This window comes from Aquamicrobium terrae (genome assembly GCF_052978165.1).
In genome coordinates this window covers 516336-543065 of sequence record NZ_JBRKLZ010000002.1, presented here as the reverse complement: position 1 = coordinate 543065, position 26730 = coordinate 516336, and the positions used below count along the sequence as shown (strand labels likewise).

Sequence of the window (26730 nt, the reverse complement as noted above, 5' to 3'; positions counted from 1 at the left end):
CTCTCAGGTCCGCAAATCAGACGACAGTCATCAATGGGAGGAACATCGATGTCTTCGAAACGCAGAACCACAGGCCTGGACCGCAGGCATTTCCTGACCGCCGCCGGCGCGACGCTGGCCGCGCCCTATCTGTTCATACCGCGCGCCCTTGCCGCCCAGCAGGTCATCGTGCGCACACCGGGCGGCGCCTATGACGACATCCGCCGTGAGGTGATCTACGGTCCCTTCGAGAAGATGACCGGCATCAAGGTGGTGCCCGTGGCGGCGACCACCGCGAAGCTGCTGGCCATGTTCCGGTCGGGCAATGTCGAACTCGACGTCATCGACACCGGCGACGACCCGCTGGTTCAGTTGCACAAGCTGGGCGCGCTGCTGGACATTCCCTATGGCGATTTCCAGTTCACGAACCCCGACGACCTGAAGCCGGAATTCAAGCGCGACTATCTCGTCGGCAACTTCATCTATGCATCCGTGCTCGGCTACAGCACCAAGGCGTTTCCGACCGGCAAGGAGCCCCAGTCGTGGAACGACTTCTGGGACATCGAGAAGTTCCCCGGCGACAGGATGCTGGCCGACATCGCCAGCGGAACGGCGAACCTCGAATTCGCACTGATCGCGGATGGCGTGCCGATGGACAAGCTCTATCCGCTCGACATCGACCGGGCCTTCGCCTCCCTCTCGCGCGTGCGCCCGGCAATCAGGAAGTTCTGGGATACGGGCGCCCTGTCCAGCCAGATGTTGGCCGACGGCGAGGTCGATCTCGGCTCGGTCTGGCACACGCGCATCGCCAATATTATTCAGGACGGCGCGCCGCTGGCCATCCAGTGGAACCAGCATATGATGATGGTGCAGGCCTATTCGATCTTCAAGGATGCCCGCAATCGCGAAGCAGCCGTCAAGTTCGTGGACTTCTGCGTCAGTCCCGAGGTGCAGGCGGAGTTCTGCAAGCGCTGGAATGCGGGTCCTGTCCATCAAAAGGCCTACGACCAGTTGCCGAAGGAGATGCTGTCGCGCACGCCGGGCTCGCCCGAGCTTGCCGACAAGGGCTTCGTCCTCGATGCCGAATGGTGGGCGGACAACCGCCAGGCCGTCAGCCAGAAGTGGTCCACCTGGGTCCTGGGAGGTTGAGCATGCAGGGAGGATCGATCCGGCTGGAAGGGCTGCGCAAGGACTATGGCCGGCAGACCGTCGTCTCGGACGTGTCGCTGAACATCGGTTCGGGCGAGTTCGTATCCCTGCTCGGGCCCAGCGGCTCGGGCAAGACGACGACGCTGATGATGATCGCCGGTTTCGTCGAGGCGACCGCCGGGTCGATCCTGATCAATGGGCAGGATGTCGTCGGCCTGCCGGCGCAGCATCGCAACCTTGGCGTGGTGTTCCAGAACTACGCGCTGTTCCCGCATCTTTCCGTTGCCGAGAACATCGCATTTCCGCTCAGGGTCAGGAAACTGCCTGCGGCGGAGATCGCCGAACGCGTCGCCTGGGCGCTCGATGTCGTACGCCTGTCCGGTTTCGAGAAACGCCTGCCGGGGGCGCTGTCCGGCGGCCAGCAGCAGCGCGTGGCGCTGGCCCGCGCCGTCGTTTTCCACCCGCCCGTGGTGCTGATGGACGAGCCGCTGGGCGCGCTCGACAAGAACCTGCGCTACCAGATGCAGGTCGAGATCAAGGAGATCCAGCAGCGGCTCGGCATGACGGTGGTCTACGTCACCCACGACCAGGAGGAGGCGATGAACATGTCGGATGTCATCGTCATCATGAACGGCGGCAGGATCGAACAGCTCGGCGAACCGAAGCGGGTCTACGAGGAGCCGGGCTCGATCTTCGCCGGCAATTTCCTCGGCGAGGCGAACCTCATCGGCGGCCGCCTACATGACGGCGCGGAAGGTATGCTGGAGACCTCGACGGGCCGGCGCCTGCGCGCCTCCAGAACGTTCAGCGACAGCTCCATCCGCGAGCCGGCCGGCCATTTCGTGCGGCCCGAGAAGATATCCCTGCTGCGCGAACGGAACGATCCCGCCGAGGTGGAGAACGTCCTTCCCGGAACCGTCTCGCGCATCTCGTTCCTCGGCAATGTCGTGCGCTACAATGTCGATATCGGCGACGGCGCTTCGCTGACCGTGGACCTTCAGAACAGCGCCGGGCAGGAGCTTTTCCGCCGGGGCGAGGCGGTGGTCGCGGCCTGGAACGCCGCCGACAGCCTGATGTTCCGCCATGGTTGACGCTGCCGTGATGTCCCGGGGCCGGAAAGTCGGAGCAAAACGGCGAAAGGCCGTCGATCCCGGCTTCCTGCTGCTGCCTTTGCTGGTGCTGCTGCTCCTCGTCTTCGTGGCGCCGACGCTCTGGTTCTTCTTCAATTCGCTGCGCGAGACGGGACAGAGCCTGCCGGAGGTGATGCGGGCCATCCAGTCGGTGCTGTTTTCCTCCACCATCCGCGACGCCATCATCAAGACCAACTGGATCTCGCTGGTCGTGACCCTGGTTGCGCTGGTGATCGCCTATCCGATCGCCTACGCCATGTCGCGCTCGCGCGGCCTTGCCTTGACCTTGATGGTCATCTGCATCGTGCTGCCCTATTTCACCTCCATCATCGTGCGGACCTATTCGTGGATGGTGATCCTCGGCCGCAACGGCCTCGTCAACGAGGTGCTGCTGCAACTGGGCCTGATCTCGTCCCCGCTGCAATTGATGTACAACACCAGCGGCGTCGTCATCGGCATGACCTATGTGCTGCTGCCCTATCTGGTGCTGACCCTCTACGCCTCGATGAAGAGCATCGACGACCGGCTGCTGCACGCGGCCCGCAGCCTCGGCGCCAGCGGCTTCTATACGTTCCGGCGCATCTACCTGCCGCTGACCCTGCACGGCGTGTTCTCGGGCTGCCTGATCGTCTTCATCCTGTCCATCGGCTTCTTCATCACCCCGGCCCTGATGGGCGGACCGCAGGACATGATGATCGCCATGCTGATCGAGCGCGAGGTGGAGCTGACGCTGAACTGGCCGCTGGCCTCGATCATGTCGCTGTTCCTGCTGGCGATCACGCTGGTGCTCTATGCGGTCTATTACCGGTTTTCCAACCTGCAGAAGATGATGGGGTAGGCCGCCATGCGCGCAGACACAATCGTCAAGGGCATCGCCGGCGTGCTGTGCGCCGCTTTGGTGGCGCCCATCGTCATCGTGGTGATCCTGTCCTTCTCGGGGGACCGCTTCCTGTCCTTCCCGCCTTCGTCGGTGTCGCTGCAATGGTACGCCAAGTTCTTCGGCGATGACGGCTGGCGCTCCGCCCTGTTCGCCAGCCTCACCATCGCGGGTGCGACCTGCGCCATCTCCACGGTGCTCGGCTTCCTCGGCGCCTACGCCTTCGTGCGCGGCCGCATCCCGGCCAAGCAGCTCATGCTGTCCTTCGTGCTGCTGCCGCTGATCGTGCCGCACATCATCACGGCGATCGCGCTCTACTTCGCCTCGGTGCCGCTCGGGCTGGTGGGCGTGCGGCTGTGGATCGCCGTCGGCCATTCCGTGGTGGCGGTTCCCATCGTGGTGCTGATCCTGATGTCCGCCCTGCAGGGCGTCGACATCAATCTGGAAAGGGCCGCGCTCAGCCTCGGCGCCGACCGGCTCACCGTCTTCCGCAGGATCGTGCTGCCGCTGGTCCTGCCGGCCCTGATGTCGTCGGCGCTGTTCAGCTTCCTCGCCTCCTTCGACGAGCTGGTCATCGCGCTGTTCCTGTCAGGCGTCGCTTCCGAGACCCTGCCGGTGCGCATCTGGAACAGCCTACGCATGGAGGTGGAGCCGACCATCGCCGCCGTCAGCGCCTTCCTGATCGGCATCACCGTTCTGGTGCTGCTGGCGGATGCAGCGGTGAAGAGGCTGGTCGCGCGCCGCTCGGCCGGCTGACGGCGTCCGCCGTTCAGCCGGCAGCCGGAACCCTTGCCAGGGTCCGGCCGACCGCATCGGCGGTAAAGTCCCGCGCCAGGGCGATTACCTTGTCCAGATCGAAGCTCATGGGCTTCGAGGTCGACCAGTAGATCCTGTGGTCGAATGGGATGTTCTCGGAGAACTGGCGCAGCACCACACGGTCGGAACGGAATACGGAGGCCGTCATCGGATCGAGCAGCGTGTAGCCGATCCCGGCCTCGACCAGCGCCAGGACGGTGATCGCCGCCGGGCATTCCACCACCGCCTCGCCATGATCGGGTATCCGCGACGCGATCGACTGCGCGATGCCTTCCATGCGTGACAGGGTGATCATCGGCAGCCCTGCCAGATCCTGCGGCGTGATCACCGTCTTTTCGCCGAGCGGGTGGCCCGGCGGCAGGTAACAGAGCGCCCGCGAGTTGTGGACGGTGGCGCATTCCACGCCCGGCACGGGGTCGAGGTTCACCCCGAACGCCAGGTCGGACGAATTGTAGCGCACCGACGCAATACCCATCTCGGTGTTGGCCGACTTGATGAGGAAGAAGTCGGGGCCGATCTCGTCCCGATAGGTCCTGATGATCTGCGGCAGCACCGCGGCGGCAAAGCTCGGGATCGTTGAGATCACCACCTGCCGATGCTCCGACTGCTTGAGCTGAGCGCAATAGTCGTTGAGTGCCTCCAGCCCCGACAGGGAGCGCTCGAACATTTCCAGGATCAGTTCGGCCTTCCGGGTGGGCGAGAGGCGCCCCAGCTCCCGGTTGAACAGCGCGAAGCCCAGCCGTTCCTCCGCGTCGCGGATCAGGTGGCTCACGGCCGGTTGCGTGACGTTCAGCCGGGTGGCCGCGCCGGTGACCGACCCGGACAGGATGAGGGCACGTATCGCCTCCAGATGTCGAAAATTGATGGCCGCCAATGATGTCCTCGCCTCTGCCGGGTCCCCTGCCATCGGTATAGAGGCTTCGGCGGGGAAAGGAAAACAGGGTTGCCTTGCGGACTGTCCCGCAGCGGCTACGGTCCGCCGGCCGGTCTCCCGCCCGCCATCTCCACCATGATCCCGCAGAGCTGATCGACCATGATCCGCGCGGCAGGCGACAGCGTCCGGCCCGCCAGCTTGACGATGCCCCAGTTGCCGTAGGCCGGCGCGAGATTGGGGATCGGCAGCCGCACCATGTCACCGGCCGCGATCTCGCGCGCGACAAGCATGTTGGCGCAGATCAGCACGATGTCGGCGCCGGGCACCAGTTGCTTGAGCAACGTGATGTCGTCGCATTCGATCTGCAGCGGGAGGGGCGTGGCCGGAGGCAGGCCGAGCGAGGCGGCGAGTTCGCGCCGGCCGATATCGGGCATCCTGACCGAGGCCAGCGGATAGGCGAGCAGGTCTTGCGTCGCCACCTCGCGGGGACCGGACGAGAGAGGTTGCAGCGGATGATCCGGGCGGCAGAAGAAGCCGATCGGCAAGCCTCCCAGTGGGGTCACGTCGATATGCTCGTCAGCGGGCAGGGCCCGGCTGTCGGCGATGAAGAAGTCGATCTGTCCTTCATGAAGCATTTCAAGCAATTGCATCCAGTTCTTGACCTCCACCCGGATCGATATTCTCGGATGGCGCGCGTGGAAGGCGCGCAGGGCCGGCGCCACGATAGAGGCGGCGGGGTAGGGACCGGCGCCGAAGATCACTTCGCCGAGTTCCGCGGTGCGGATCAGCTTCAGCTCGCTGGACAGGCTGCCGGCGTCCAGCAGCAGCCGTCTGGCGCGCAGCACCAGCAACTGGCCGACGGAGGTCGGCGCGACGGTGCTGCCGTCGCGATCGAAAATGCGCAGGCCGATCTCCTGCTCGAAGGCGGCGATGCTGCGGCTGAAGGCAGGCTGGCTCAGATGAACCTGTTCCGCCGCCTTGCGGAAGTTCAGTGTGTCGGCCAGGGCCACGACGTGGTGAAGATGCCTCAAGTTCATGATGCATTCTCTGCATTGAAATTCATATAACAATGCATTGGACAACAAGGGCCTGCAATATGACAATCGCTGCCGAGGCCCAACCTTGTTGGAAACCTCGCCGGAGGAGCATGAGCGCCACGGTCGGACCAGTTCCGCCGCGAGCGACCCAGGAGGAAAATCGTGGAAAGCACCATCAGTGCGGGCAGCATCGCCCGCGCGCCAGGCAACGTCATGTCGAAGCGGCGTGTCGTGGCGGCCGTCACCCTGGGCAACGCGCTCGAGTTCTACGATTTCCTGATCTACAGCTTCTTTGCCGCGGCCATCGGCAAGGCCTTCTTCCCGATCGGCAGCGAAATCGGCTCCATGCTGGCTTCGCTCGCCACATTCGGCGTCGGCTTCTTCTTCCGCCCGCTGGGCAGCATCGTGCTGGGCGCCTATGCGGACCGCCGCGGCCGCAAGGCGGCGATGTCGCTGACGCTGGGGCTGATGGCGCTTGGCACCGGCATCATCGCTTTCGCGCCCACCTATGCACAGATCGGCGTGCTGGCGCCGGCGCTGATCGTGGCCGGACGTATCCTCCAGGGCTTCTCGGCCGGCGGCGAGGTCGGTGCCTCGACCTCGATGCTGGCCGAGGCCGCTCCGGTCCATCAGCGCGGTTTCTTCATAAGCTGGCAGATGGCCAGCCAGGGCCTGGCCATCCTCGTGGCCGCGCTGATCTCCTTCAGCCTGACGGAGCTTCTCGACACGGTGTCGCTGGAGTCCTGGGGGTGGCGGGTGCCCTTCGTGATCGGCATGCTGATCGCGCCGGTCGGCATGTATATCCGGCGCAATCTCAAGGAAACCTTCGCCCGCGAACTCGATCCCCATGCAAAGGAAGGCGGCGAAAGCGCGATCGCGGATCTGGCCAGCGGCCATCTCAAGCTGTCGCTGATGTCGACGCTGATCCAGGCCGGCTCGCAGATCACGTCCTATATTTTCATCATCTACCTGCCGACCTATGCCGTGGTGCAGTTGAAGATGCCGGCCTCTCTCGCGCTCTCGGCCGTGGTGGTCAGCGGCATCGTGGCCTTCCTGGCAAGCCCGCTGCTCGGCTCGCTCAGCGATCGCATCGGCCGCAAGCCGCTGGCATGGGCCTCGCGCATCCTGTCGATCGCCGTGGCCATTCCCAGCTTCCACCTCATGAACATGCAGGCCCCCACCTGGGCGCTGATGCTGATGCTGGCGGGCCTGGCCGTGCTCGCCGCCATGTGCGCGGTGGGCAATCTCACCCTCGTCACCGAGAACTTCCCGGCCCGGGTGCGCGCGAGCGGCATGGGCATCGCCCAGGCCATCGGCGCCGCCATCTTCGGCGGGTTCGCGCAGTTCACCGCCACCTGGCTGATCGGCGTGACCGGGGATTCGCTGGCGCCGGCCTATCTGGTCATCTTCTGCTGCCTGATCTCGATGGTCCCATTGTTCTACCTGCGGGAAACCCGCGGCGTTGTGCTGGGATGACCTGAAAGATCGATGGAAACCCCGATGCGTGAAGTCTCCCCCCTCTATGCCCGCCCGAGCGGCTGGAACCGGCTGCTGCCGCCACGGCCAGCGGCGTCCGGCAGGCTCTCGGACATCCGCAAGGCGCGCTTCGTGGTGATCGGCGCGGGCTATGCCGGCATCGCCGCGTCGCGGCGGCTGGCGGAACTGTTTCCCGACGAGCAGGTCGTCCTGCTGGAAAGCTCGACGGTGGGCGAAGGGGCGGCCGGGCGGAATTCCGGTTTTCTCATCGATTTGCCCTACGCCAAGATCCAGGCCAGCAAGGATGCGCGCGAGGCCGAGTGGCAGAAGCTGTTCCTGCAAACCGGCCGCAAATGGCTGGAGGAACTGGTTCTGCGCCACGGCATCGACTGCGGCTGGAACCCGTGCGGCAACTACAAGAGCGCCATGACGGAGCAGGGCGAGGCCGAACTGAAGGAGCTTGCCGCGCAACTGACGGCGGTGGGCGCCTCGTTCCAGACGCTGTCACGGACCGATCTGGAAAGCCAGCTCGGCACCGCCTTCTATCGCAGCGCGGTGTGGATGCCGAACTGCATTCTGGTGCAGCCGGCCGCCCTGGTGCGCGGCCTGGCCGACAGCCTGCCGCGCAATATCGTGCTAGCGGAGGAAACCGTGGTGGCCGAGGTGCGGCGCGGCAGGCCGCACACCGTCATCACCGGGCAAGGCGAGATCAAGGCCGACACGGTGATATTCGCCAACAACAGTTTCCTCAGCCGCTTCGGCATCGCCCGCAGCCGCCAGATCACCATGTACACCTATGCCGGCCTGACGCCCGCTCTCCCCGCCGACGAAGCGGCCGGGCTGGGCAGGATGTCGGACTGGGGCATGGTGCCGGCCGAGCGCATGGGCGCGACCACGCGCAAAGTCGGCGGCAACCGCTACATGATCCGCACCGGCTTCTCCTACGAGCGCGAACTCGACAATGCCGGGGTCGAGACCATGCTCACGGACGCCTACCGCGCCCGCTACCCGGACATGCGCTCGCATGAACTCGAATATGTCTGGGCCGGGGCAGTCAGCATCACCCGCAACGGCGCGCCGTTCTTCGGCGCCGTCGGCACGGACCTCTACGGGGTTTCCGGCTGCAACGGTTCCGGCATCATCAAGATGTCGCTGCTCGGCAAGCTGCTGGCCGAACACATCGCGGGCCAGGACAGCGCGCTGCTGCGCGGCTGCCTGGAATGGGCAAGGCCGTCCTGGATTCCTCCCGAGCCGCTGCGGCGCATCGGCGTCGCCTTGGCGACGCGCAAGCATGTTCGCGAGGTCGCCAAACCCCGCCCGCACGGGTGAACGGATCGGGCGACGCCGGTTTCAGCCAGCGATTGCCGCAAGCGGCCGGGAGGCGGCCTGCGGCGGCACGCCAGTTTCACTGACCAGATGGCAGGCGACCAGCCTGCCCTGCGGCCCGATGCTGCGCAGGGGTGGTTCCTCCTGCCGGCATCGAGCCTCGGCAAACGGGCACCGCACGGAAAAGCGGCAGCCCGCCGGCGGATTGGCGGGATCGGGCGGATCGCCCTGCAACACCACTGTGCGCTTTTCCGGCGCCGGCTCGTGGGAAACGCGCGGCACCGCAGACATCAGCGCCCAGCTATAAGGGTGAAGAGGCTGCGCGAAGAAGGCCTCGGCCGGGGCCTGTTCGACGATCTTGCCCATATACATGACGGCAATGTCGTCGCACATATATTCGACGACGGCCATGTCGTGCGAGATGAACAGGTATGTCAGCTCCATCTGGTCCTGCAGGCGCCGCAGGAGATTGAGCGTCTGCGCGCGCACGGCAACGTCGAGGGCCGAGACCGGCTCGTCGCATACGACCAGCTTGGGCCCGCTGGCAAGCGCTCTGGCGATGTTGATGCGCTGGCGCTGTCCACCCGAAAACTGATGGGGAAACAATTGCCTCTGGTCGGTCCTTAAGCCAACGCCTTTGAGGAGTTCGGACACTTTTTCCTCACGCTCGGTGGCCGTGCCGCGTCCGATCCGGTCGAGCGGCGCGCGCACGATGTCGCCCATGCGCATACGCGGGTTGAGCGAGGAATAGGGGTCCTGGAAGATGATCTGATAGTCTGCCCGGCTCCTGCGCAGTGCGGCGCCGCCGAGCGAGGTGAGGTCACGCCCGTCGAGCCGGATCGAGCCGGAGGTGGCTTGCACCAGCCGCATCACCGCGAGCGCGGTGGTCGACTTGCCCGATCCGCTTTCGCCGACGAGGCCCAGCGTGCGTCCGCGCCTTATGTCGAAGGAAACCCCATCCACGGCATGCACCTTCGAGGGCGGGGCGAAGGGATTGAGCCGCCTGCGCGTGAAATGGACATTGAGGTCCCGGACCTGCAGCAACGTGCTCATGCGGCCGCCTCCTCCGTCGAATAGAGCCAGCAGGCGACTTCGTGGACCTCGCCGAGGCTGACCGTCGGCGGTGTGCGGGTAAAGCAATGCGGCATGGCGGCAGCACAACGCGCGGCGAACGGGCAGCCTGCGCCCAGCTCGTGCAGCGGCGGCACCACGCCGGCGATTTCCGGCAAGGTCACCCCCGACTGCCGGGAGGTGCGGCCCAGCTCCGGAAGGCAGGCGATGAGGCCCTGCGTGTAGGGGTGGGCAGGCCGGCGCATGATCTCGGCCGTATCGCCCGCTTCGATCGACATCCCGCCATACATGACCACCACGCGCTGGGTCATCTCGCTGATGACGCCCATGTCGTGGGTGACCAGCACCATCGAGGCTTCCAGCCGCTGCTGCAACTCCCGGAGTTGGTCAAATATCTGGGCCTGCACGGTGACGTCCAGCGCCGTGGTCGGCTCGTCGGCGAGGATGAGGTCCGGCTCGCAGGCGACGGCCATGGCGATGACGACGCGCTGGCGCATGCCGCCCGAGAACTGGTGCGGATATTCGCCGACACGGCGCTCGGGCGCGGGAATGCGGACGGCCTGCAGCAGTTCCACGGCACGATCCCACGCGGCCTTGCGGGAAATGTCGAGATGCAGGCGCAACGCCTCGCTGATTTGCTCGCCCACCGTAAGGACGGGATTGAGCGCTGTCATGGGCTCCTGGAAGATCATGGAGATGCGGTCGCCGCGAAGCTGCCGCATGCGTCGCTCGGAAACCTCGGCCAGGTTGTCGCCGCCGAACCGGATCGCGCCTGACGAGATCGAGGCCTGCCCCGGCAAGAGGCGCATGACGGCCAGCAGGGTCATGCTCTTGCCGCATCCGGATTCGCCAACCACGCCCAGCGTCTGGCCCTTGCCGACCGAGAAACTGACGTCGTTGAGCACTCTTATGGTGCCGTAGCGTCCCTTCAGCGCGACATTCAGGTTGCGCACGTCGAGTGTCGGATCGGCTTGCTGGCCGGCGGGCATCCGCTTCGAAAGGGTCTCCATGGCGCTTCACCTTTCCCTGAGTTTTGGGTTGAGCGCATCGTTGAGGCCGTCGCCGATCAGGCTGATGGCCAGTACGGTCAGGAAGATTGCCGCGCCGGGAATGGTCACCGCCCACCAGGCGTCGAGGATGTAGTCGCGGCTGGTGCCGATCATCAGGCCCCAGGTCATGGTGTTGGCATCGCCGAGACCGAGGAAGTTGAGGCCCGCCGAGAGCAGGATGGCAATGCCGATGCTCAACGCCGCCGAGACGATCAGCGGCGGCATGGCGTTGGGCAGCACCACCAGCCAGATCAGCCGGCTGTCGGTGGCGCCGATGGCCCGGTCGGCGGTTACGTAGTCCAGCTTCCTGATGCGCTTGAATTCGGCGCGGGTGAGGCGCGCGACCGAGGGCCAGCTTGCCAGGCCGATGGCGAAGGCGACGGTCCACAGCGACGAGGAGAACAGCGTGACCAGCACCATGGCGAAGAGCAGCGCCGGCAGTACCTGGAAGAACTCGGTAAGCTTCATGAGCATCTGGTCGACGAGACCGCCGAAATAGCCGGCGAGCGCCCCGATGCCGATGCCGATGACGAGGCTGAGACCGGCGGCGATGGCGCCCACGGCCAAGGTAGGGCGCCCGCCATAGACGATGCCGGTCAGCACGTCGCGGCCCAGATAATCGGTGCCCAGCGGGTAGTCGCCGAACAGTTCGGGCGGCGTCATCGGCGCCCCTGCCATGGCGAAGGGATCAGCATCCATCACCGCCGGGCCGATCAGCGAAACGGCGAGGATGAACGCCAGGATCACCGTCCCGGCCAGTGCGGCGGGGTTCGAGGCGAAAAGGATCAGCGTCTCGCGCGCCGGGTGCACGGCCTTGGCCGGTCGCGGCCGGGTCGTGTCCACGGGATCGGTGGTTGTGGCTGGCTGTCGGAGCGCATCGGTCATTGGGAATCCTTCATGCGTGGGTCGACGCGCTGGTAGACGAGGTCGGTGAGGGTATTGGCGACGATCGTCATGGCGGCCGAGCAGGCGAGGATCGCCAGGATGGTCGGGTAGTCGCGGCGCAGGATGGAATCGAAGGCGAGCCGACCGAGGCCGGGCCAGTTGAACACCGTCTCCACCAGCACGGCGCCGGCGATCATGTTGCCGAACTGCATGCCGATCATGGTGATGACCGGCAGCATGGCATTGCGCAGGCCGTGCTTGACCAGCAGCGTGATCTCGCCGACGCCCTTGGCCCGGGCGGTGCGGATATAGTCGGCGCCCAGCACCTCCAGCATGCTGGCACGTGTCAGGCGGCTGTACTGGGCCAGATAGACGATGCCGAGCGTGGAGGCCGGCAACACCAGATGCCACAGCACGTCGAGCGTCGAGGCCACCAGCCCGCCGCCCGCGCTGGCATTGCGCATGCCCGAGATCGGGAAGATCGGAAAGGTGGACGCAAACAGGATGGTCAGCACGATGCCGGTCCAGAACACCGGGGCGGCATAGCCCACCAGGGACAGGAACGTGACCGACTGGCTGAGCAACCCGTTCGGCTTGCGCGCCGCCAGCACGCCGAACAGCACGCCGAGACCGACCGAGATGACCAGCGCGCTCAGCACCAGCAGCATGGTCGCCGGCAGGCGTTGCAGGATCAGCTCCGACACCGGCTGGTTGAAGTAGTAGGAATAGCCAAGATTGCCGGAGAATATCTGCTTCAGATAGGCCAGCAATTGCTCGAGGAAGCTCCGATCGAGCCCGTAGGTGGCGCGGATCTGGGCCCGCAACTCCTCGCTCATGCCGCCGGCCGCGCCGGCGATGGCTTCCACCGGGTCGCCCGGCGCAAGCTGGATGAGGGCGAAATTGAGCGTCACCACGGCCAGGATCAGCAAGCCGGCGCCTGCGATCCTGCCGCCTGCCGCGATCAACGTTCTCGACATAAGCAGTTCCTCCCTGCCGCCGCGTCTCCGTCCCGGAAGCTCAGCCTCCCAGGCCGGCGAGGCAGATATATTTGACCTCCAGATAGTCCTCGACGCCGTATTTCGAGCCTTCGCGGCCAAGGCCGGATTGCTTGATGCCGCCGAACGGCGCGACGTCGGTCGATATGATGCCGGTGTTGACACCGACAATCCCGGATTCCAGCGCTTCGGCGACCCGCCAGACGCGGCCGATGTCGCGCCCGTAGAAATAGGAGCACAGGCCGAAGGGGGTGGCGTTCGCCCGCTCGATCACCTCGGCCTCCTCCTCGAACGAGAACAGCGGCGCCACCGGGCCGAACGTCTCCTCCGAAGCGATCAGCATGTCGTCGGCCACGCCGGTCAGCACCGTCGGCTCGAAGAAGGTGCCGCCCAGCGCATGGCGGTTGCCGCCGACCGCCACCGCGGCGCCCCTGGCGCGGGCGTCGCCGAGATGGGCTTCCACCTTGCGCACCGCCCCCTCGTCGATCAACGGGCCCTGCTCGACCTCGGGATCGATGCCCGCGCCGACGCGCAGCGCCTTGACCCGGGCGGCCAGCCGCGCGGCGAAATCGGCATAGATGCCGCTTTGCACATAGATGCGGTTGGCGCACACGCAGGTCTGGCCGGCATTGCGGAATTTCGAGGCGATCAGCCCCTCGACGGCGGCATCGAGATCGGCGTCGTCGAAGACGATGAAGGGGGCGTTGCCGCCCAGCTCCAGCGAGACGCGCTTCACCGTGTCGGCGCATTGCCGCATCAGGATCTTGCCGACCGCGGTGGAGCCGGTGAACGAGACCTTGCGCACGATCGGATTGCCGGTGAGTTCGCCGCCCACCTCCTGCGGGCTGGACGAGGTGACGACGCTGAACAGGCCGGCAGGCAGGCCCGCGCGCTCGGCCAGCACGGCCAGCGCCAGCGCCGAAAGCGGTGTCTGCTCGGCCGGCTTGACCACCATGGGGCTGCCGGCGGCCAGCGCCGCGCCGGCCTTGCGGGTGATCATGGCCGAGGGGAAGTTCCACGGCGTGATGGCGGCGCTGACGCCGATCGGCTGCTTGATGACGACGATGCGCTGGTCGCCATGCGGGGCGGGAATGGTGTCGCCGTAGATGCGCTTGGCTTCCTCGGAAAACCATTCAAGAAATGACATCGCATAGTCGATCTCGCCGCGTGCCTCCTTCAGCGGCTTGCCCTGCTCGGCGGTGAGCAGGCGCGCGAGATCCTCGCGATGCGCCGCCATCAGATCGGCCCATTTCCTCAGGATCGCGGCACGCTGCTTGCCGGTGCTGGCCCGCCATTGCGGCCAGGCCGCGTTGGCCGCCTCGATCGCCCGGCGAACCTCGGCGCGACCGAGATCCGGCACCGTGGCGACGAGCGATCCGTCGGCCGGGTTGCGGATCTCGAAGCGGCGGCCGTCGTCGGCCTCCATCCAGTGACCGCCGACGAAGCAGCGGTCGCGCAGCAGCGCGGCATCCTCGAGGCCGAGTCCGGCGGCGGTCAGGTCGGAGGCGTTTGTTTCGGCGATGGCGCTTTTCATGGCTTCCTCGAATGCGCTGGCGGTGCCGTTCAGGAGAACTGGTCCAGCATGCGATAACAGGTGATCATGGCGTGCACGCCAACCCGGTGGAAGGCGTGGAAGGGGATGGGGTGAAGCTCCGAAACCGGATAGGGCAGCACTTGCCGTTCCGCGCCCATGGAGGCGGCGGCGAGGATCTTGCCCATCATCGTTCCCATGCCGACGCCACGGCCGTTGCAGCCAAGCGCGGCGAACACGCCGGGGGCGAGCTGGTGCAGATGCGGGATCTGGTCCGTCGTCATGGCCACGCGTCCGGCCCAGCGATAGGGGAAAGCAGTGCCGCGCAGCGCCGGGAACAGCTTGCACGCCGCCTCGACCAGGGTGCGGGCATCGCTTTCGCTGGGCCGCGCCTTGAACGGCCCGCGCGAGCCGATGACGAAGCGGTGGTCGCGGTCCTTGCGGAAATACCACACCAGGCGGCGGGTATCGGCCATCGCCTCGACGACGGGCAGCACCTGCCGGCTCAGCTCCGGCGGCAGCGGCGGGGATGCGATCTGCATGGAATAGAGCGGCACCACGGATTCGCGCAGCCCCGGCCAGATGGGCGTGTTGTAGCCATTGGTGGCGATGATGACCCGCGCGGCGGTGACCGAGCCGTCGGCGGTGCTCACCCGCCAGCCCGATGCATCCGGCTCGATGGCCCGAACCAACGAATCCGCAAGAATCCGGGCACCGATCGACGCGGCGGCGATCGCCATGCCGCGCGCATAGCTGAGCGGCTGCACGGTACCGCCGTTGCGGAACAGGACGCCCAGCGGGTAGAGGCCGGTGCCAGTCTCGCGCGCGAGTTCATCCCGCTCCAGAAGCTCGACCGGCGCGCCGCGTTGCTGCCACTGCCGGTGGCGCGACTTTACCTTGTCGATGCCGCTCGAACCATAGGCGGCCTGTATCCAGCCCGTCTGCCGCGGATCGCAGGCAATGTCGAAGCGGCGCACCAGATCGAAGACCACGTCGGCCGTCTTCGAAACCATGTCCAGGACGGCCTCGCCCAGCTCCTCGCCATAGACCTTGGCGATGCCGTCGGGATCGTATTTGAAGGCGGGAATGACCTGCCCGCCATTGCGACCGGAGGCGCCGAAGCCCGGCTCGCGCGCGTCGAGCACGACCACGTCCTTGCCCTGCGCGGCAAGGTCGATGGCGGCGGAAAGACCCGTATAGCCGCTGCCGATGACGACGACTTCGGCTTTCTGCCGACCCGACAGCTTCGGATAGCGGGGCATGGCGATGGCGGTTTCGTGCCAGAGGGAGGTTTCGAAACTGTCCCTGGCGGGGTCCTCGAAGACCGGCGGGTTGAAGCTCAACGTCGTATCCTCGCTAGGCGTAACGTTCGGCCGCGTCGAGCGCGGCCAGCCCCGCGTCACGGTTGGCTGCGATGCCCCAGCCTCCGCCGCCCGCGCTTTCGAGACGCACCACGTCTCCCGCGCTCAGCGGCAGGCCGATCTCCTTGGACGACAGTTTGCGGCCGCCGTCCTTGTCGGGGTTGAGGATGGCGCCGGCGGGACGGCCATGCTCGCCGCCTTCCGAGCCCCAGGGCGCCGTCCTGCCGTCGCCCTGCTGGAAGAACACGCTGACCATAAGATTGTCGGCAAGCAGTTCGTAGTCGCGGCGCATGGCGAGGCCGCCGCGATGGGTGCCGGCGCCGCCCGATCCCTCGATCAGCTCCGAGCGCCGGATGCGCACCGGGCTGGTGGTCTCGAAAACCTCGGCCGACAACACACCGCAATTGCCGCCATGGGTGTCGACGGCTTGCAAGCCGTCGCCCCGGGCGTGGCCGCCCATGCCGCCGCCGATGATGTCATGGACGATGAAGTAGCGGGCTTCCCCGTAGCGCTCGGCGGTCTGCGGACGGGTGTCGAACCCCCCGGCTCGGAAGGAGGGGAAGGAGATGTGGCAGCCTGCCGACGAGCGTTCGGGCACCAGATCGGCCAGCGCCTTGAGCACGACGTCGGCAACCGCCTGCTGGGCGTAGTGCCGGTTTCCGACCGCCGCCGGCCGGTGCGGGTTGAGGAAGCTGCCTGCCGGCACCTTGATCGAGATCGGCCGGTTGCAGCCGCCATTGCTCAACGTTTCCATGCCGATGACACAACGAATGGCGTAGAGGGTCATCGAGTAGGTCGAGGCGACCGGGCAATTCAAGGCGTTGCGGCGCTGGATGTCGGTGCCGGAGAAATCGACCTCGATCCCGTCACCACGGATGGAGACGGTGACCGCCAGCCGGATCGGCTCCTTGCTGGACACATCGTCCTCGATCCAGATTTCGGCGGACCGGGTGACGTCGGGTATCGCGGCGATCGCGTTGCGCATGAAGCGTTCGCCATAGTTGAGGCACTCGCCCACCAGGGCCTTGAAGCGCTCGACGCCGTAGCGCTCCAGCAGCTTGGCGACGCGGCGCTCGCCGGTGCGGCAGCCGGCGATCTGGGCGCGGATGTCGCCGGTGCAGGCGCGCGGATTGCGCACGTTGGCGGCGATGAACCTGAAGGCCGTCTCGTTCTGGACACCCTCGCGCACCAGATGCATGGGCGGGAAGATCAGCCCCTCGGCGAAGACCTCGAGATTGTCGGGCGCGGTGGTGCTGGGCAGCTTGCCGCCGATATCGACATGGTGGGCCACCGTCGCGGCGATGGCGATGATCTCGTCGCCATGGAACACCGGGCTCAGCAGCACGATGTCGGGCGTGTGGGTGCAGCCCTTATAGGGGTCGTTGCAGACCAGCACGTCGCCGGGCCGCCAGGTCTCCAGCGGAATTTCCTTGACGATGCCCTGCAGCGCATAGGTCAGGATGCCGAGTTGGGCCGGGATGGTGTCGGCTTGCGCCAGCATTTCGCCATGCGGCGCGATCAGCGCACAGGAATAGTCCAGCATGTCCCAGATGATCGGGGAGAAGGCCGAGCGCCGCAGCGCTGCCGACATTTCCTCGGCGATGGCCGCCAACTGATACCGGAAGACGTCGCGGTCGATGATATCGGCAATTGCGGACATCTCAATTCTCCCCACTGACCGCTTTGATCCGCAGCACGCCGTTCAGGCCCACTTCGGCTTCCTGTCCGAGCAACACGAAAATTGTGGTGTCGGGCTGGTTGATGATGGCCGGGCCGGGCAGCCGGGTGCCCTCGCGCAGGCTGTCACGGCGGTGCACCGTGGCTTCGCGATAGCCGAGCTTGGGACCCAGATAGACGCTGCGCTTGCCGTTTTGCGCCGGGGCGGCGCTTGCCTCGGCCAGCGCGTTCTCGGTCTTCGGTTTCTGCACCTTGCCGATGCCTTCCAGCCTGAGGTTCACGACCTCGCATGGAATGGAGACGTCGGCGAAACCATAGGCCCTCTCATGTGCCTGGCTGAATTGCGCCGCCAGTTGCTCGACGTTCCAGCGGATGGTCCCGTCATCGTCCTCGAGCGGCAGGGTCAACTCATGCACCTGGCCGACATAGCGCATGTCGGCATAGTACCGGACCCGCCGGTCCTTCAGGGCAACGCCGTCACGGTCGAAAGCCTGCCGGGCCAGTTCGCGCATGCCGTTGGCGGCGTCGTTCAGGCCGCGCTCCTCGACGGTGTCGATTTGCGCCAGGAACGGAATCTGGAACGTGTAGCGGATGTCGCTCAAGAGAAGGCCGGAGGCCGAGAACACGCCGGGCCGGGCGGGGATGACGATGTCGCGCATCTCAAGGTCGGCCGCCAGGAAGGGTGCGAAGACCGATCCGGCGCCGCCAAAAGCAAGCAGCGAGAACTCGCGCAGGTCGTGGCCGCGTTCGACCGAGAGACTGCGGATGGCCTGCGCCATCTGCGCATTGGCGATGGTGACCATCGCATAGGCGGCATCCTCCACCGTGATCGACAGCCGGTCGGCGATCGCCGATCTGATGGCCTCCCGTGCCTTGTCGGGATCCAGCCGCATCTCGCCGCCGAGATATTCGTCGGCATCGAGCAGGCCGAGCACCAGCGCCGCGTCGGTCAGGGTCGGCAAGGTGCCGCCGCGCCCGTAGCAGGCGGGACCCGGCACCGACCCCGCCGAAGCCGGGCCGACACGGATGGCGCCGCCCAGGTCCACCGAGCCTATGGAGCCGCCGCCGGCCGAGATGGTGGGAATGTCGAGCGTCGTCAGCCGCAGCACCTCGCCGTTGATCAGGCGTTCATTGGCGGTCACGGCCGCACCGTGGGCAATCAGCGAGAAATCGGCCGAGGTGCCGCCCATGTCGAAGGTGATGATGTTGGGGATACCGTGCTCGCGGCTGATGGCGCAGCCGGCCACGACGCCACCCGCCGGCCCCGACAGCAGCATGGTGGCCGGGTTGTCGCGCGCCGCCTTGATGGTCGAGACGCCCCCGTCGCTGCGCATCAGCAGGACCGGCGCGTCCATGCCGATGGCGGGCAGGGCGGTCTCCAGCTTGCGGATGTACTCGTCCACGGCCGGGCCGACATAGGCCGCGGTGACCGTGGTGTTGGTGCGCGGATACTCCTCGATCTGCGGGTTGATGACCGAGCTGCGGTAGACCGGCAGGTCGGGTGCGCGCTTGTGCAGGGCCTCTGCCAGCATGTCCTCATGGGCGGGGTCGAGATAGCTGAACAGGAGGCTAATCGCCACCGCTTCCGGCTTCAGCGCCAGTATCGCATCGGCGGCGCGGGCGGCCTCTTGTTCGCACAAAGGCACCACCGCCGCGCCGAAAGCATCCATGCGCTCGTCCACCTCGACCACGCGCGAGCGTGGCGCCAGCGGCGTGGTTCGCGTCTGCGTCAGCGAATAGGGCAGGCTGCGGCGCTGGGTGGCAATCTCCAGCACGTCGCGAAAGCCGCGGGTAACGGCCAGCACCACACGCGCGCCGCTGCGCGTCAGCCAGGCATTGGTGGCGATGGTAAAACCGTGCACGAAGATGTCGATGTCAGAAGGCTTCACGCCGGCGCGCGCGCTGAGCCGCAATATGCCGCTGACGATGGCGTCGCTGGTGCCCGGCGTGGTGAGGACCTTGTCGGCATAGGTCCTGCCGCTGGCGCTGTCGGCAAGCACGACGTCCGTGAATGTGCCGCCGACATCTGCGGAAAGAGAAATCATTGTCAGCTCGCTCCGGGTCTTGGGATCGATGGTTCATAGGCCCCGCCGCCCATCGGGCGAGGCGGCAGGATCGTGCTGCGTCGTGGCGGCCCCTCAGGCGAGACGGATCTCGTCGAAGGGAGCGAGGGCGCCGAACACGCTCGCCGGCACGTTGGCGAGCTTCTTGTTGTACACGGTGGTGTAGATGCCCTCGTTCGTCCAGATGAAGGACAGGTCCTCGCTGACGATCTTCTGGAACTGCGCATACATTTCCTTGCGCCGGGCCGGATCGTTTTCGATGGCCGCCTCGGCCAGCAGCTCGTCCACCTTCGGGTTGGCATAGCCTTCGGTGTTGGTCCAGATCTGCTTCTTGATGTTGGACGACAGGAAGGAGCGGTTGACCCCGACCACCGGGTCCGACCAGTTCCAGGTGGAGTTCATGGTCATCTGGTAGTCCCACTGGCTGACCTTGCTCGACCAGTCGGCAAGGTCGGTGCTCTTGCGGATCTGCACGTCGATGCCGACCCGCCGAAGCTGCGACTTCAGGTAGTCGGCCACCAGTTGCATGCTGTCGGGCTCGAAGGTGGGCACGTCGAGGGTGAGCTGGATGCGGATGTCGCCGCTTGTACGGGCGAGCCCGGCCTCGTCCAGAAGCTGGTTGGCCTTGTCGAGATCGAAGGGATAGCGGGCGAGCGCATCGCCGGCGAAGTAGGCATTGCCGCTGTGGAGCGGGCCGTCGAGCGGCCGCGACAGGCCATTGTGCAGCGTGTTGGAGATGAATTCCTTGTCGATGGCGTGGGCGATTGCCTGGCGCACGCGGATGTCGTTGAAGGGAGCCTCGCGCAGGTTCAGTTCGAGATAGTTGACCGGCCCCAGCGCCTCGTAGCCCTTGTTGGTCACGACCAGGGATTCGTTCTCCGACAGCCGCTTCAGGTCGTTCACGCGCAGGAACGAGAAGGGCAGATAGTCGATGTCGCCCTTCTCCATGGACAGTGCCTTGGTCAGGGAATCCTCGATCAGCTTGAAGACCAGCCGGTCGAAATAGGGCGCCTCGGGACGGAAATAATCGGCATGGCGGTCGAGGATCACATGCTCGCCCTGGCGCCATTCCACAAATTTGTAGGGTCCCGACCCTACCGGCGCATTGTTGGCCGGGTTGGTCTGGATCGGCCCGCCGGCGCCGCCATAGACATGTTCGGGAAGGATGGGGGTGAGCGCCGGCGTCAACAGGCCGAACAGGCCGACGAACGGCTTCTTGACGCGGATCGAGACGATGCGGTCGTCCAGCGCCTTTGCGCCTTCCAGGATCGCGCCGTAGGTGACCGACATCAGCGGATGCGAAGCCTTCACCGTCTCGATCGAGAACACCACGTCGCTGGCCTTGATCGGCCGCCCGTCATGGAAGACGGCGTTGTCGACCAGTTCGAACCGGTATTCCATGCCGTCCGTCGACACTTCCCAGCTCTTCGCCAGATAGGGCACCGGAGCGAAGGCGCCGTCGAGCTGCACCAGCCCGGCGAATATCTGCGTTCCGGGCACGCCGGTGGCGTTGCCGGGCTGGATCGCCGGGTTCAGCGTGCGCATGCTTTGGCTGCCGATGGTCAGCACCTTGCTAGCGGTCTGGGCGCCGGCCGCTTTGGGCAGGGCAAGAATGGCGGCGAGGCCGGCGGCCTGCCCCAGAAAACTTCTACGCGAACAGTGCATTGTATCCTCCCTTATACTGTGCTTTTTCAGCTTATCTGTATCGCATAGCGATTTATGTAAATCGCATAATACAATGGGTAGATCGTTGACAGCGCGATGTCAAGCTCGTTAGATGAATCGAGAGGGGCCGGGGAAGCGGGTGCTTCGGATAGAATTGTCCTGTCCGTCCATGACGACAGGACCGATGTTCCGGCCCGGTTTGCGGCATTTTCGAGGATGACATGGATAGCAAGGTGATGTTGCAAGATGAGGAGCCGGCGAACCGGCTCTATATCCAGTCGTTTGCCAGGGGGCTGGCGGTCATCCTTGCCTTCGGACCCGGCCGGAGGGAAATGAACCTTCCGGAACTGGCGGCGGAGACCGGCATGAGCAAGAGCGCCGTGCAACGGTTCGCCTTTACCCTGGAAACGCTGGGTTATCTTCGCAAGAACCCCGAGACGAAGCGTTACGCGCTGACGCCCAAGGTCATCGAGCTCGGCTACCGCTATCTTCTGATCGATCCGGTTCTCGAACGCGCCAGCCCCTATCTGCTGGAACTCAACCGCAAATGCGGCGAGAACATCAATATTTCCGAGCCGGACGGCACGGACATGGTCTATGTCGGCCGCTTCCCCGGCTTCCATTACATGCCGGTCTACATGCCCATCGGCCGCCGCCTGCCGATGTTCTGCACATCCGCCGGCCGCGCCTATCTGGCGGCGCTGTCGCAGGACGAGGCCGCCGACATCATCGACCGCTCGTCGCTGGAGAAATTCACCCCGACCACGGTCACCGACCGGCAGGAACTGCTTGATCTGGTGGAGAAGGCCCGCCAGCAGGGATATGCCACCGCCAATGGCGAATACTACCAGGGCGATCTGGGCATAGGCATCGTCATCCGCGGCCACAATAGCGAACCGGTCGCCGTCATCAACATCTCAGCGCCGAGCAGCCGCTGGAGCCTCCAGCGGATGGAGGAGGAACTGGCGCCGCAGCTCCTTGAGGTTTCGCGCCTGATCTCCTCGGCTGCGCCGGAACCGCGCAAGGCCGCTCCGTTCAAGCGCGGCATCGAGGAAATGCGGGCCCAGCGCTGACCGGGCTGCTGATCGTGGCCGTCTATCCCATTCCGGCTGCGCATAGGCCGCCAAAGCCGCTATATGCATGGCCATGGACGCCATTGCCCGTGACATTGCCTTCGACACCCTCCTCGACGACATCCAGTTCCGGTCGTTCGCCTATTTCCTGGGCGCGACCAATGTAGGGAACGGCCTTGTCGCCGACAGTTCGCGGCCCGGTTCACCGGCCAGCATCGCAGCCGTGGGGCTGGCGCTGAGCATCTGGCCGGTGGGCGTTGAGCGCAACTGGATGGGCCGTGCGGCGGCTGCCGCGCGAACGCTGACGGCCCTGCGCTTCCTGTGGCGGGCGCCGCAGGGGCCGGAACCGGACGCGAGCGGCTACAAGGGGTTCTTCTACCATTTCCTCGACATGGAAACCGGCCGGCGCGCCTGGAAGAGCGAGCTATCGACCATCGACACCGCCCTTTTGATGGCCGGCGTGCTGGCGGCCGCGCGCTATTTCGACCGCGACGACGAGGCCGAAGCCGAAATCCGCAACCTTGCCGATGCGCTCTACCGCCGCGTCGACTGGCGCTGGGCGCTGGATGGCGGCGCCACCGTCAGCCATGGCTGGCGGCCGGAACGCGGCTTCCTGCGCTATCGCTGGGAGGGCTATAATGAGGCGCTGATCCTCTACATTCTTGGCCTCGGCTCGCCCAGCTTTCCGCTGCCGCCGGAAAGCTATCGCGCATGGCTGTCAACACTGCGCTGGCGACGCGTCTACGGGCAGGAGCTTCTCTATGCCGGGCCGCTTTTCGTGCACCAGCTTTCGCATCTGTGGATCGATTTTCGCGGCATAGCCGACGAATTCATGCGCGCGCGCCGCTTCGACTATTTCGAGAACAGCCGCGCCGCCGTCTACCTCCAGCGTGACTATGCGATCCGCAACCCGAAAGGTTTTAGGGGCTATCATGCAGAGGGCTGGGGCTTTTCCGCCGGCGACGGGCCGGGACCGTCGCGCCGGACCGTCGCCGGCGTCAGGCAGCGCTTCTACGGCTATGCCGCGCGCGGCGTGCCCTATGGGCCGGACGACGGCACGCTGTCGCCCTGGGCGGCCGTCGCCTCGCTGCCCTTCGCGCCGCAGATCGTGGAGCCGCTGGTACGCCACTACCATCGTTCCGGGACCGGCGAGGGTGAGCGCTGCCGTTTCACCGCCAGCTTCAACCCGACATGGGCCGGCATGGACGATGCCGACCCCGGTTGGGTTTCGCCCGCCCTTGTCGGCGTGAACCAGGGGCCGGTGGTGCTGATGATCGAGAACCACCGCAGCGGTTTCCCGTGGCGGCTGATGCGCGAGGCGCCGGCCATCGTCGCCGGCCTGCGCCGCGCCGGCTTCACCGGCGGCTGGCTCTAGAATCCTTCATACCCCGCTCCTGCCACCCCCAGTAAGGCCCCCTGTTGCCACGGCGGCTGCGGCTCATGGCATGGAGAAACCGGCAATTGATGAGTCGATCAAAACTATAGTGTCAATTTTTTGGATTGTTTTATCAGTCGATTGGTTTTGTGATGCAGCCAACAAAGGGGTTCGGGCACGACTTGCAAAATCGGTGTCCACGATAATGAAAGCAGCGTAGCAGAAGATGCAATCGCCGTGGCCAGCCTTCCGGGTGGGCCTCGACGCGGTTCGTCGCCGGCGATGGTGCACCAGCCTGGAGGGTTCAGTTGAAGACGCCGCAAATCTCCATGCGTTTCGATGGCTTTCAGCTATTCAGCGACATAGGCATCTTCGTCCTGTCGCTGCTGGCGGCCATGCTGCTCGTGGCCGGCCTTGTCGAACTGATCGGCGGCGACGCGCTGGCGGCGCTTTCCGCCATGGTGGAGGGTGTGGTCGGCAGCCGGCAGGCGATCGTCGAGACGGTAATCGAGGCGACGCCGACGGCGCTGTGCGGGCTGGCCTTCCTCATTCCCTTCAAGGCCGGCTTCTTCAACATCGGCGCGCAGGGCCACCTGCAACTGGGCGCGCTCGCCGCGGTCTTCGTCACCACCACCTTCACCTTGCCGGCACCCCTGATGATCCCGCTGGCGCTGGTTGTGTCGGCGCTGGCCGGCATGCTGCTGATCGCACCGTCGCTGGTGCTCAAGGTCAAGCGCGGGGCCAATGAGGTGACGACGACGGTGATGCTGAATTTCGTCGCGATCGAGTTCGTGCTTGCCATGGTCACCGGCCCGATGCAGCAGCCGGACTCCTTCTTCGCCGAATCCAACCTGATCCCGGCCGACTATCGCCTGCCCGTCATGGTCGTGCATGTCGGCGTGTTCCTTGCCGTGGCGATCATCGTCGCGGCCGGCTGGATCCTGAAGCACACCGTTTTCGGCTTCCGCCTCGACGCGCTGGGCGGCAATCCGAGCGCGGCCGGGGCGCTCGGCATGCGCACCGGCGCCACGCTGGCCAAGGCGGTGCTGGTGGCCGGCGCCATCGGCGGCATTGCCGGGGGCATCCAGGCGCTCGGCGTGGTCTTCCAGGTAGCCGAGCACTGGGCCAAGCCGTGGGGCTTCCTCGGCATATTGGCGGCGCTCATGGGCCGCAACCCGGTTGGCGTGATCTTCGCGGCGCTGCTGCTGGCCGGCCTCGAGATCGGCGGCCGCAACATGCAGGCCATGACCGGCGTGCCGGCCGCGCTCGTCTTCCTGCTGCAATCGGTTCCGGTGCTGCTGCTGCTGGCCGTGCGCTCGACCCACTTCTTCAAGATGATGTCCTTGCCGGGAGCAAGCCGTTGATATTCGATCCCGAATTCCTTCTGTCCGCCCTGCGCATCGCCACCCCGCTTATGATCGTCGCCCTCGGCGTGCTGATCGCGGAACGCGCCGGCGTGCTGTTCCTGGGGGTCGAGGGCGTGATGCTGTGCGGTGCGCTGTTCGGCATACTGGGCGCGGTCTACACCGGCGACCCATGGATGGGCATGATGTGCGGGCTTGCCGCCGGCGTGGTCGCGGGTCTCGTCTCGGCCGCCCTCATCGTCTGGATACCCACCGATCAGGTGGTCATGGGGCTGGCGATGAACATCGCCGCGATCGGCGTCACCAGCTTCATCTTCCGCGTCACCGCCGACGATCTCCAGCAGATGAGCCCGACCATCGACTGGACCGTGCCCGCCTGGGCGACGGACAATGCAGTGGCCACCTTCCTGTTCTCCGTCCCGCCGCTGGCCTGGCTTGCGATCATCCTCTACGCGGTCGTCTGGTATGTGCTGTTCCACAGCGCGCCGGGCCTCTTGCTGCGCTCGGTGGGGCAGAGCGTCAAGGCTGCCAATTCGGCGGGTCTCAACGTGCCGTGGGTCCGCACCGTGGCGCTGGCGATCGCCGGCGGCCTGTCGGGGCTGGGGGGTGCCGCGCTGACGGTGGGCTGGGTGCGCTCCTTCTCCGACGACATCACCGCAGGCCGCGGCTTCATCGCGCTGGCGGCGGTGTATTTCGGGCGCTGGTATCCTCGCTGGACGCTGTTCGGCTGCCTGCTGTTCGGCATCGGCGAGGCGCTGGCCCTGCGCACCCAGGTGCTCGGCGGCAACCCGCATCTTTATCTGATGATCCCCTATGTGCTGACCGTCTGCGTGCTTGCATTCGCGGAAAGCGGCCGGGCGCCGCGCGAGGTCGGCAAACCCTATGAAGGGCGCTGAACGAAACGGCCCAATATCCATACAAAAAGGGAGAGAGAAGATGGGTATATTCCTGAAAAACATGGGCAAACGCCTCTGGCGCATAGCTGCCGGACTGGTGCTTGCCGGCGCGCTGGCCGCTACGCCGGCGGCAGCGCAGGACAAGATCAAGGCAGCAGTCATCTTCGGCGTCAGCAACCCGGCTTCCGTCAACGGCTGGGACCGCGGCCACTACCAGGGCGTGCGTAAGCTGATCGACGGCTATGGCTGGGACGTGACCATCGCCGAGAACGTGCCGTTCCCGCTGATCGCCGGCACCGCCGAGAACTACGCCAAGGCCGGCTACCAGGTCGTGGTCTTCACCTCCAGCGGCCAGTACAAGGCCTGGGACCAGGTGGCGCCGAACTATCCCGACACCATCTTCGCGATGCTGTCCACGACCAGCACGCTGCCCGAGTCCAAGAACGTCGTCGCCTATGAGCCGGACTTCTTCGCCTATGGCGTCATCAACGGCCTGATCGCGGCGCAGTCGACCCAAAGCAACAAGATCGCCGGTGTCGCCGGCCTGCCGGTCAAGGCGGTCGAGGACATGTTCAGCGGCATCATCGAGGGGGCAAAGGCTGCCAACCCGGACGTCGAATTCCTGCATGCCATTTCCGGTGACTGGACCAACATTCCCCGCGCCCGCGAGGTGACCGCATTGCAGATCCAGCGCGGCGCCGATGTCGTGCTCGGCAATGCCGGCGTGGGCACCCGCGGCATCCTCGACGCCTCGCAGAGCCGCAAGGCCAGGTTCATCGGCTATGCCACCGACTGGGCTGAGGATGCGCCCGACATCGTGCTGACCAGCGTCATCCTCGGCATAGACGGCTGGTACGACGCCCTGGCCAAGGATGTGGTGGCCGGCAAGGTCGAGCCGAAGATCCACACCTTCGGCGCGGAGACCTTCAAGGTCATGCCGCTGAACGACAAGCTGCTGAGCGCGGAACAGATCGCCAAGATCGAGGACAGCGTGCGCCGCTATCAGGCGGGCGAGACCACCGTGCCGGTCGTCCCGCACAAGTTCAAGTAGCAGGGGGCGC

Annotated in this window: 22 protein-coding genes; 11 read left to right on the top strand and 11 right to left on the bottom strand. The window is 65.9% G+C overall.

What is annotated here, in order from left to right:
• Nucleotides 1-48: 48 nt before the first annotated feature.
• The 4 genes from ACVCNR_RS19800 to ACVCNR_RS19785 are packed head-to-tail and all read left to right on the top strand — an operon-like array spanning nucleotide 49 to nucleotide 3891.
• Complete coding sequence (locus ACVCNR_RS19800; RefSeq protein ID WP_354193703.1) at nucleotides 49-1128, top strand: extracellular solute-binding protein; 1080 nt, start codon at nucleotides 49-51, stop codon at nucleotides 1126-1128.
• Nucleotides 1129-1130: 2 nt separating this feature from the next.
• Nucleotides 1131-2219 (top strand): ABC transporter ATP-binding protein, encoded by a 1089-nt coding sequence (locus ACVCNR_RS19795; RefSeq protein WP_354193704.1) that lies wholly within the window; start codon nucleotides 1131-1133, stop codon nucleotides 2217-2219.
• Nucleotides 2212-3096 (top strand): ABC transporter permease, encoded by an 885-nt coding sequence (locus ACVCNR_RS19790; RefSeq protein ID WP_354193705.1) that lies wholly within the window; start codon nucleotides 2212-2214, stop codon nucleotides 3094-3096. The genes ACVCNR_RS19795 and ACVCNR_RS19790 overlap by 8 nt, the downstream gene beginning before the upstream one ends.
• 6 nt (nucleotides 3097-3102) lie before the next feature.
• Complete coding sequence (locus ACVCNR_RS19785) at nucleotides 3103-3891, top strand: ABC transporter permease (RefSeq protein ID WP_354193706.1); 789 nt, start codon at nucleotides 3103-3105, stop codon at nucleotides 3889-3891.
• 13 nt (nucleotides 3892-3904) lie between these two features.
• On the opposite strand, the gene ACVCNR_RS19780 is transcribed toward ACVCNR_RS19785, so the two are convergent.
• Together ACVCNR_RS19780 and ACVCNR_RS19775 are read right to left on the bottom strand one after the other, a co-directional pair.
• Nucleotides 3905-4825, bottom strand: a complete 921-nt coding sequence (locus ACVCNR_RS19780; protein WP_354193707.1) for a LysR substrate-binding domain-containing protein — start codon at nucleotides 4823-4825, stop codon at nucleotides 3905-3907.
• 95 nt (nucleotides 4826-4920) lie between these two features.
• Nucleotides 4921-5862, bottom strand: coding sequence for a LysR family transcriptional regulator (locus tag ACVCNR_RS19775; RefSeq protein WP_447076180.1), 942 nt, complete (start codon nucleotides 5860-5862; stop codon nucleotides 4921-4923).
• A gap of 162 nt (nucleotides 5863-6024) precedes the next feature.
• Here ACVCNR_RS19775 and ACVCNR_RS19770 point away from each other — a divergent pair, with 162 nt between their 5' ends.
• Both ACVCNR_RS19770 and ACVCNR_RS19765 read left to right on the top strand, forming a co-directional pair.
• Nucleotides 6025-7338, top strand: coding sequence for an MFS transporter (locus tag ACVCNR_RS19770; RefSeq protein WP_447076179.1), 1314 nt, complete (start codon nucleotides 6025-6027; stop codon nucleotides 7336-7338).
• A 24-nt stretch (nucleotides 7339-7362) separates the two neighbouring features.
• Nucleotides 7363-8667, top strand: coding sequence for an NAD(P)/FAD-dependent oxidoreductase (locus tag ACVCNR_RS19765; protein ID WP_447076178.1), 1305 nt, complete (start codon nucleotides 7363-7365; stop codon nucleotides 8665-8667).
• Between the two features lie 21 nt (nucleotides 8668-8688).
• Here the strand turns inward: ACVCNR_RS19765 and ACVCNR_RS19760 are convergent, their stop codons facing one another.
• From ACVCNR_RS19760 to ACVCNR_RS19720, 9 genes are all read right to left on the bottom strand, one after another.
• A complete protein-coding gene (locus ACVCNR_RS19760; RefSeq protein WP_447076177.1) occupies nucleotides 8689-9717 on the bottom strand; it encodes an ABC transporter ATP-binding protein in 1029 nt (342 codons plus the stop codon).
• A complete protein-coding gene (locus ACVCNR_RS19755; protein ID WP_447076176.1) occupies nucleotides 9714-10745 on the bottom strand; it encodes an ABC transporter ATP-binding protein in 1032 nt (343 codons plus the stop codon). The genes ACVCNR_RS19760 and ACVCNR_RS19755 overlap by 4 nt, the downstream gene beginning before the upstream one ends.
• A gap of 6 nt (nucleotides 10746-10751) precedes the next feature.
• Nucleotides 10752-11669 carry an ABC transporter permease gene (locus ACVCNR_RS19750; protein ID WP_354193711.1) on the bottom strand — a complete coding sequence of 306 codons (918 nt, stop codon included), beginning with the start codon at nucleotides 11667-11669 and terminating at the stop codon, nucleotides 10752-10754.
• Nucleotides 11666-12646, bottom strand: coding sequence for an ABC transporter permease (locus ACVCNR_RS19745; RefSeq protein ID WP_447076175.1), 981 nt, complete (start codon nucleotides 12644-12646; stop codon nucleotides 11666-11668). Before ACVCNR_RS19745 ends, ACVCNR_RS19750 begins: the two co-directional genes overlap by 4 nt.
• A 40-nt stretch (nucleotides 12647-12686) precedes the next feature.
• The gene (locus tag ACVCNR_RS19740) at nucleotides 12687-14198 is read right to left on the bottom strand and encodes an NAD-dependent succinate-semialdehyde dehydrogenase (protein WP_447076174.1); all 1512 of its coding nucleotides are present in this window, start codon (nucleotides 14196-14198) and stop codon (nucleotides 12687-12689) included.
• A 29-nt stretch (nucleotides 14199-14227) separates the two neighbouring features.
• Complete coding sequence (locus ACVCNR_RS19735; RefSeq protein ID WP_447076173.1) at nucleotides 14228-15538, bottom strand: NAD(P)/FAD-dependent oxidoreductase; 1311 nt, start codon at nucleotides 15536-15538, stop codon at nucleotides 14228-14230.
• Between the two features lie 13 nt (nucleotides 15539-15551).
• Nucleotides 15552-17216, bottom strand: a complete 1665-nt coding sequence (locus tag ACVCNR_RS19730; protein ID WP_447076172.1) for a hydantoinase B/oxoprolinase family protein — start codon at nucleotides 17214-17216, stop codon at nucleotides 15552-15554.
• A 1-nt stretch (nucleotide 17217) separates the two neighbouring features.
• On the bottom strand, nucleotides 17218-19278 hold the full coding sequence (locus tag ACVCNR_RS19725) for a hydantoinase/oxoprolinase family protein (RefSeq protein ID WP_447076171.1): 2061 nt from the start codon (nucleotides 19276-19278) through the stop codon (nucleotides 17218-17220).
• 93 nt (nucleotides 19279-19371) lie between these two features.
• Nucleotides 19372-20961, bottom strand: coding sequence for an ABC transporter substrate-binding protein (locus ACVCNR_RS19720; protein ID WP_447076170.1), 1590 nt, complete (start codon nucleotides 20959-20961; stop codon nucleotides 19372-19374).
• Nucleotides 20962-21182: 221 nt separating this feature from the next.
• Here ACVCNR_RS19720 and ACVCNR_RS19715 point away from each other — a divergent pair, with 221 nt between their 5' ends.
• The 5 genes from ACVCNR_RS19715 (at nucleotide 21183) to ACVCNR_RS19695 (ending at nucleotide 26720) form a co-directional block, all read left to right on the top strand.
• On the top strand, nucleotides 21183-22034 hold the full coding sequence (locus ACVCNR_RS19715) for an IclR family transcriptional regulator (RefSeq protein ID WP_447076169.1): 852 nt from the start codon (nucleotides 21183-21185) through the stop codon (nucleotides 22032-22034).
• A 73-nt stretch (nucleotides 22035-22107) separates the two neighbouring features.
• Nucleotides 22108-23409: a glucoamylase family protein gene (locus ACVCNR_RS19710; RefSeq protein WP_447076667.1), complete on the top strand. Its 1302-nt coding sequence runs from the start codon at nucleotides 22108-22110 to the stop codon at nucleotides 23407-23409.
• 308 nt (nucleotides 23410-23717) lie between these two features.
• The gene (locus tag ACVCNR_RS19705; protein ID WP_354193719.1) at nucleotides 23718-24773 is read left to right on the top strand and encodes an ABC transporter permease; all 1056 of its coding nucleotides are present in this window, start codon (nucleotides 23718-23720) and stop codon (nucleotides 24771-24773) included.
• Nucleotides 24770-25669, top strand: coding sequence for an ABC transporter permease (locus ACVCNR_RS19700; RefSeq protein WP_354193720.1), 900 nt, complete (start codon nucleotides 24770-24772; stop codon nucleotides 25667-25669). The genes ACVCNR_RS19705 and ACVCNR_RS19700 overlap by 4 nt, the downstream gene beginning before the upstream one ends.
• 40 nt (nucleotides 25670-25709) lie before the next feature.
• On the top strand, nucleotides 25710-26720 hold the full coding sequence (locus tag ACVCNR_RS19695) for a BMP family protein (protein ID WP_447076168.1): 1011 nt from the start codon (nucleotides 25710-25712) through the stop codon (nucleotides 26718-26720).
• The last annotated feature ends 10 nt before the right edge of the window (nucleotides 26721-26730 follow it).

Bases quoted from the DNA above. Each gene is read 5' to 3' on its own strand.
- ACVCNR_RS19730 (WP_447076172.1), bottom strand. From the start codon at position 17,216: ATGTCCGCAATTGCCGATATCATCGACCGCGACGTCTTCCGGTATCAG.
- ACVCNR_RS19760 (WP_447076177.1), bottom strand. From the start codon at position 9,717: ATGAGCACGTTGCTGCAGGTCCGGGACCTCAATGTCCATTTCACGCGC.
- ACVCNR_RS19740 (WP_447076174.1), bottom strand. From the start codon at position 14,198: ATGAAAAGCGCCATCGCCGAAACAAACGCCTCCGACCTGACCGCCGCC.
- ACVCNR_RS19775 (WP_447076180.1), bottom strand. From the start codon at position 5,862: ATGAACTTGAGGCATCTTCACCACGTCGTGGCCCTGGCCGACACACTG.
- ACVCNR_RS19745 (WP_447076175.1), bottom strand. From the start codon at position 12,646: ATGTCGAGAACGTTGATCGCGGCAGGCGGCAGGATCGCAGGCGCCGGC.
- ACVCNR_RS19785 (WP_354193706.1), top strand. From the start codon at position 3,103: ATGCGCGCAGACACAATCGTCAAGGGCATCGCCGGCGTGCTGTGCGCC.
- ACVCNR_RS19800 (WP_354193703.1), top strand. From the start codon at position 49: ATGTCTTCGAAACGCAGAACCACAGGCCTGGACCGCAGGCATTTCCTG.
- ACVCNR_RS19725 (WP_447076171.1), bottom strand. From the start codon at position 19,278: ATGATTTCTCTTTCCGCAGATGTCGGCGGCACATTCACGGACGTCGTG.
- ACVCNR_RS19695 (WP_447076168.1), top strand. From the start codon at position 25,710: ATGGGTATATTCCTGAAAAACATGGGCAAACGCCTCTGGCGCATAGCT.
- ACVCNR_RS19765 (WP_447076178.1), top strand. From the start codon at position 7,363: ATGCGTGAAGTCTCCCCCCTCTATGCCCGCCCGAGCGGCTGGAACCGG.
- ACVCNR_RS19755 (WP_447076176.1), bottom strand. From the start codon at position 10,745: ATGGAGACCCTTTCGAAGCGGATGCCCGCCGGCCAGCAAGCCGATCCG.
- ACVCNR_RS19715 (WP_447076169.1), top strand. From the start codon at position 21,183: ATGGATAGCAAGGTGATGTTGCAAGATGAGGAGCCGGCGAACCGGCTC.
- ACVCNR_RS19710 (WP_447076667.1), top strand. From the start codon at position 22,108: ATGGACGCCATTGCCCGTGACATTGCCTTCGACACCCTCCTCGACGAC.
- ACVCNR_RS19720 (WP_447076170.1), bottom strand. From the start codon at position 20,961: ATGCACTGTTCGCGTAGAAGTTTTCTGGGGCAGGCCGCCGGCCTCGCC.
- ACVCNR_RS19790 (WP_354193705.1), top strand. From the start codon at position 2,212: ATGGTTGACGCTGCCGTGATGTCCCGGGGCCGGAAAGTCGGAGCAAAA.
- ACVCNR_RS19795 (WP_354193704.1), top strand. From the start codon at position 1,131: ATGCAGGGAGGATCGATCCGGCTGGAAGGGCTGCGCAAGGACTATGGC.
- ACVCNR_RS19750 (WP_354193711.1), bottom strand. From the start codon at position 11,669: ATGACCGATGCGCTCCGACAGCCAGCCACAACCACCGATCCCGTGGAC.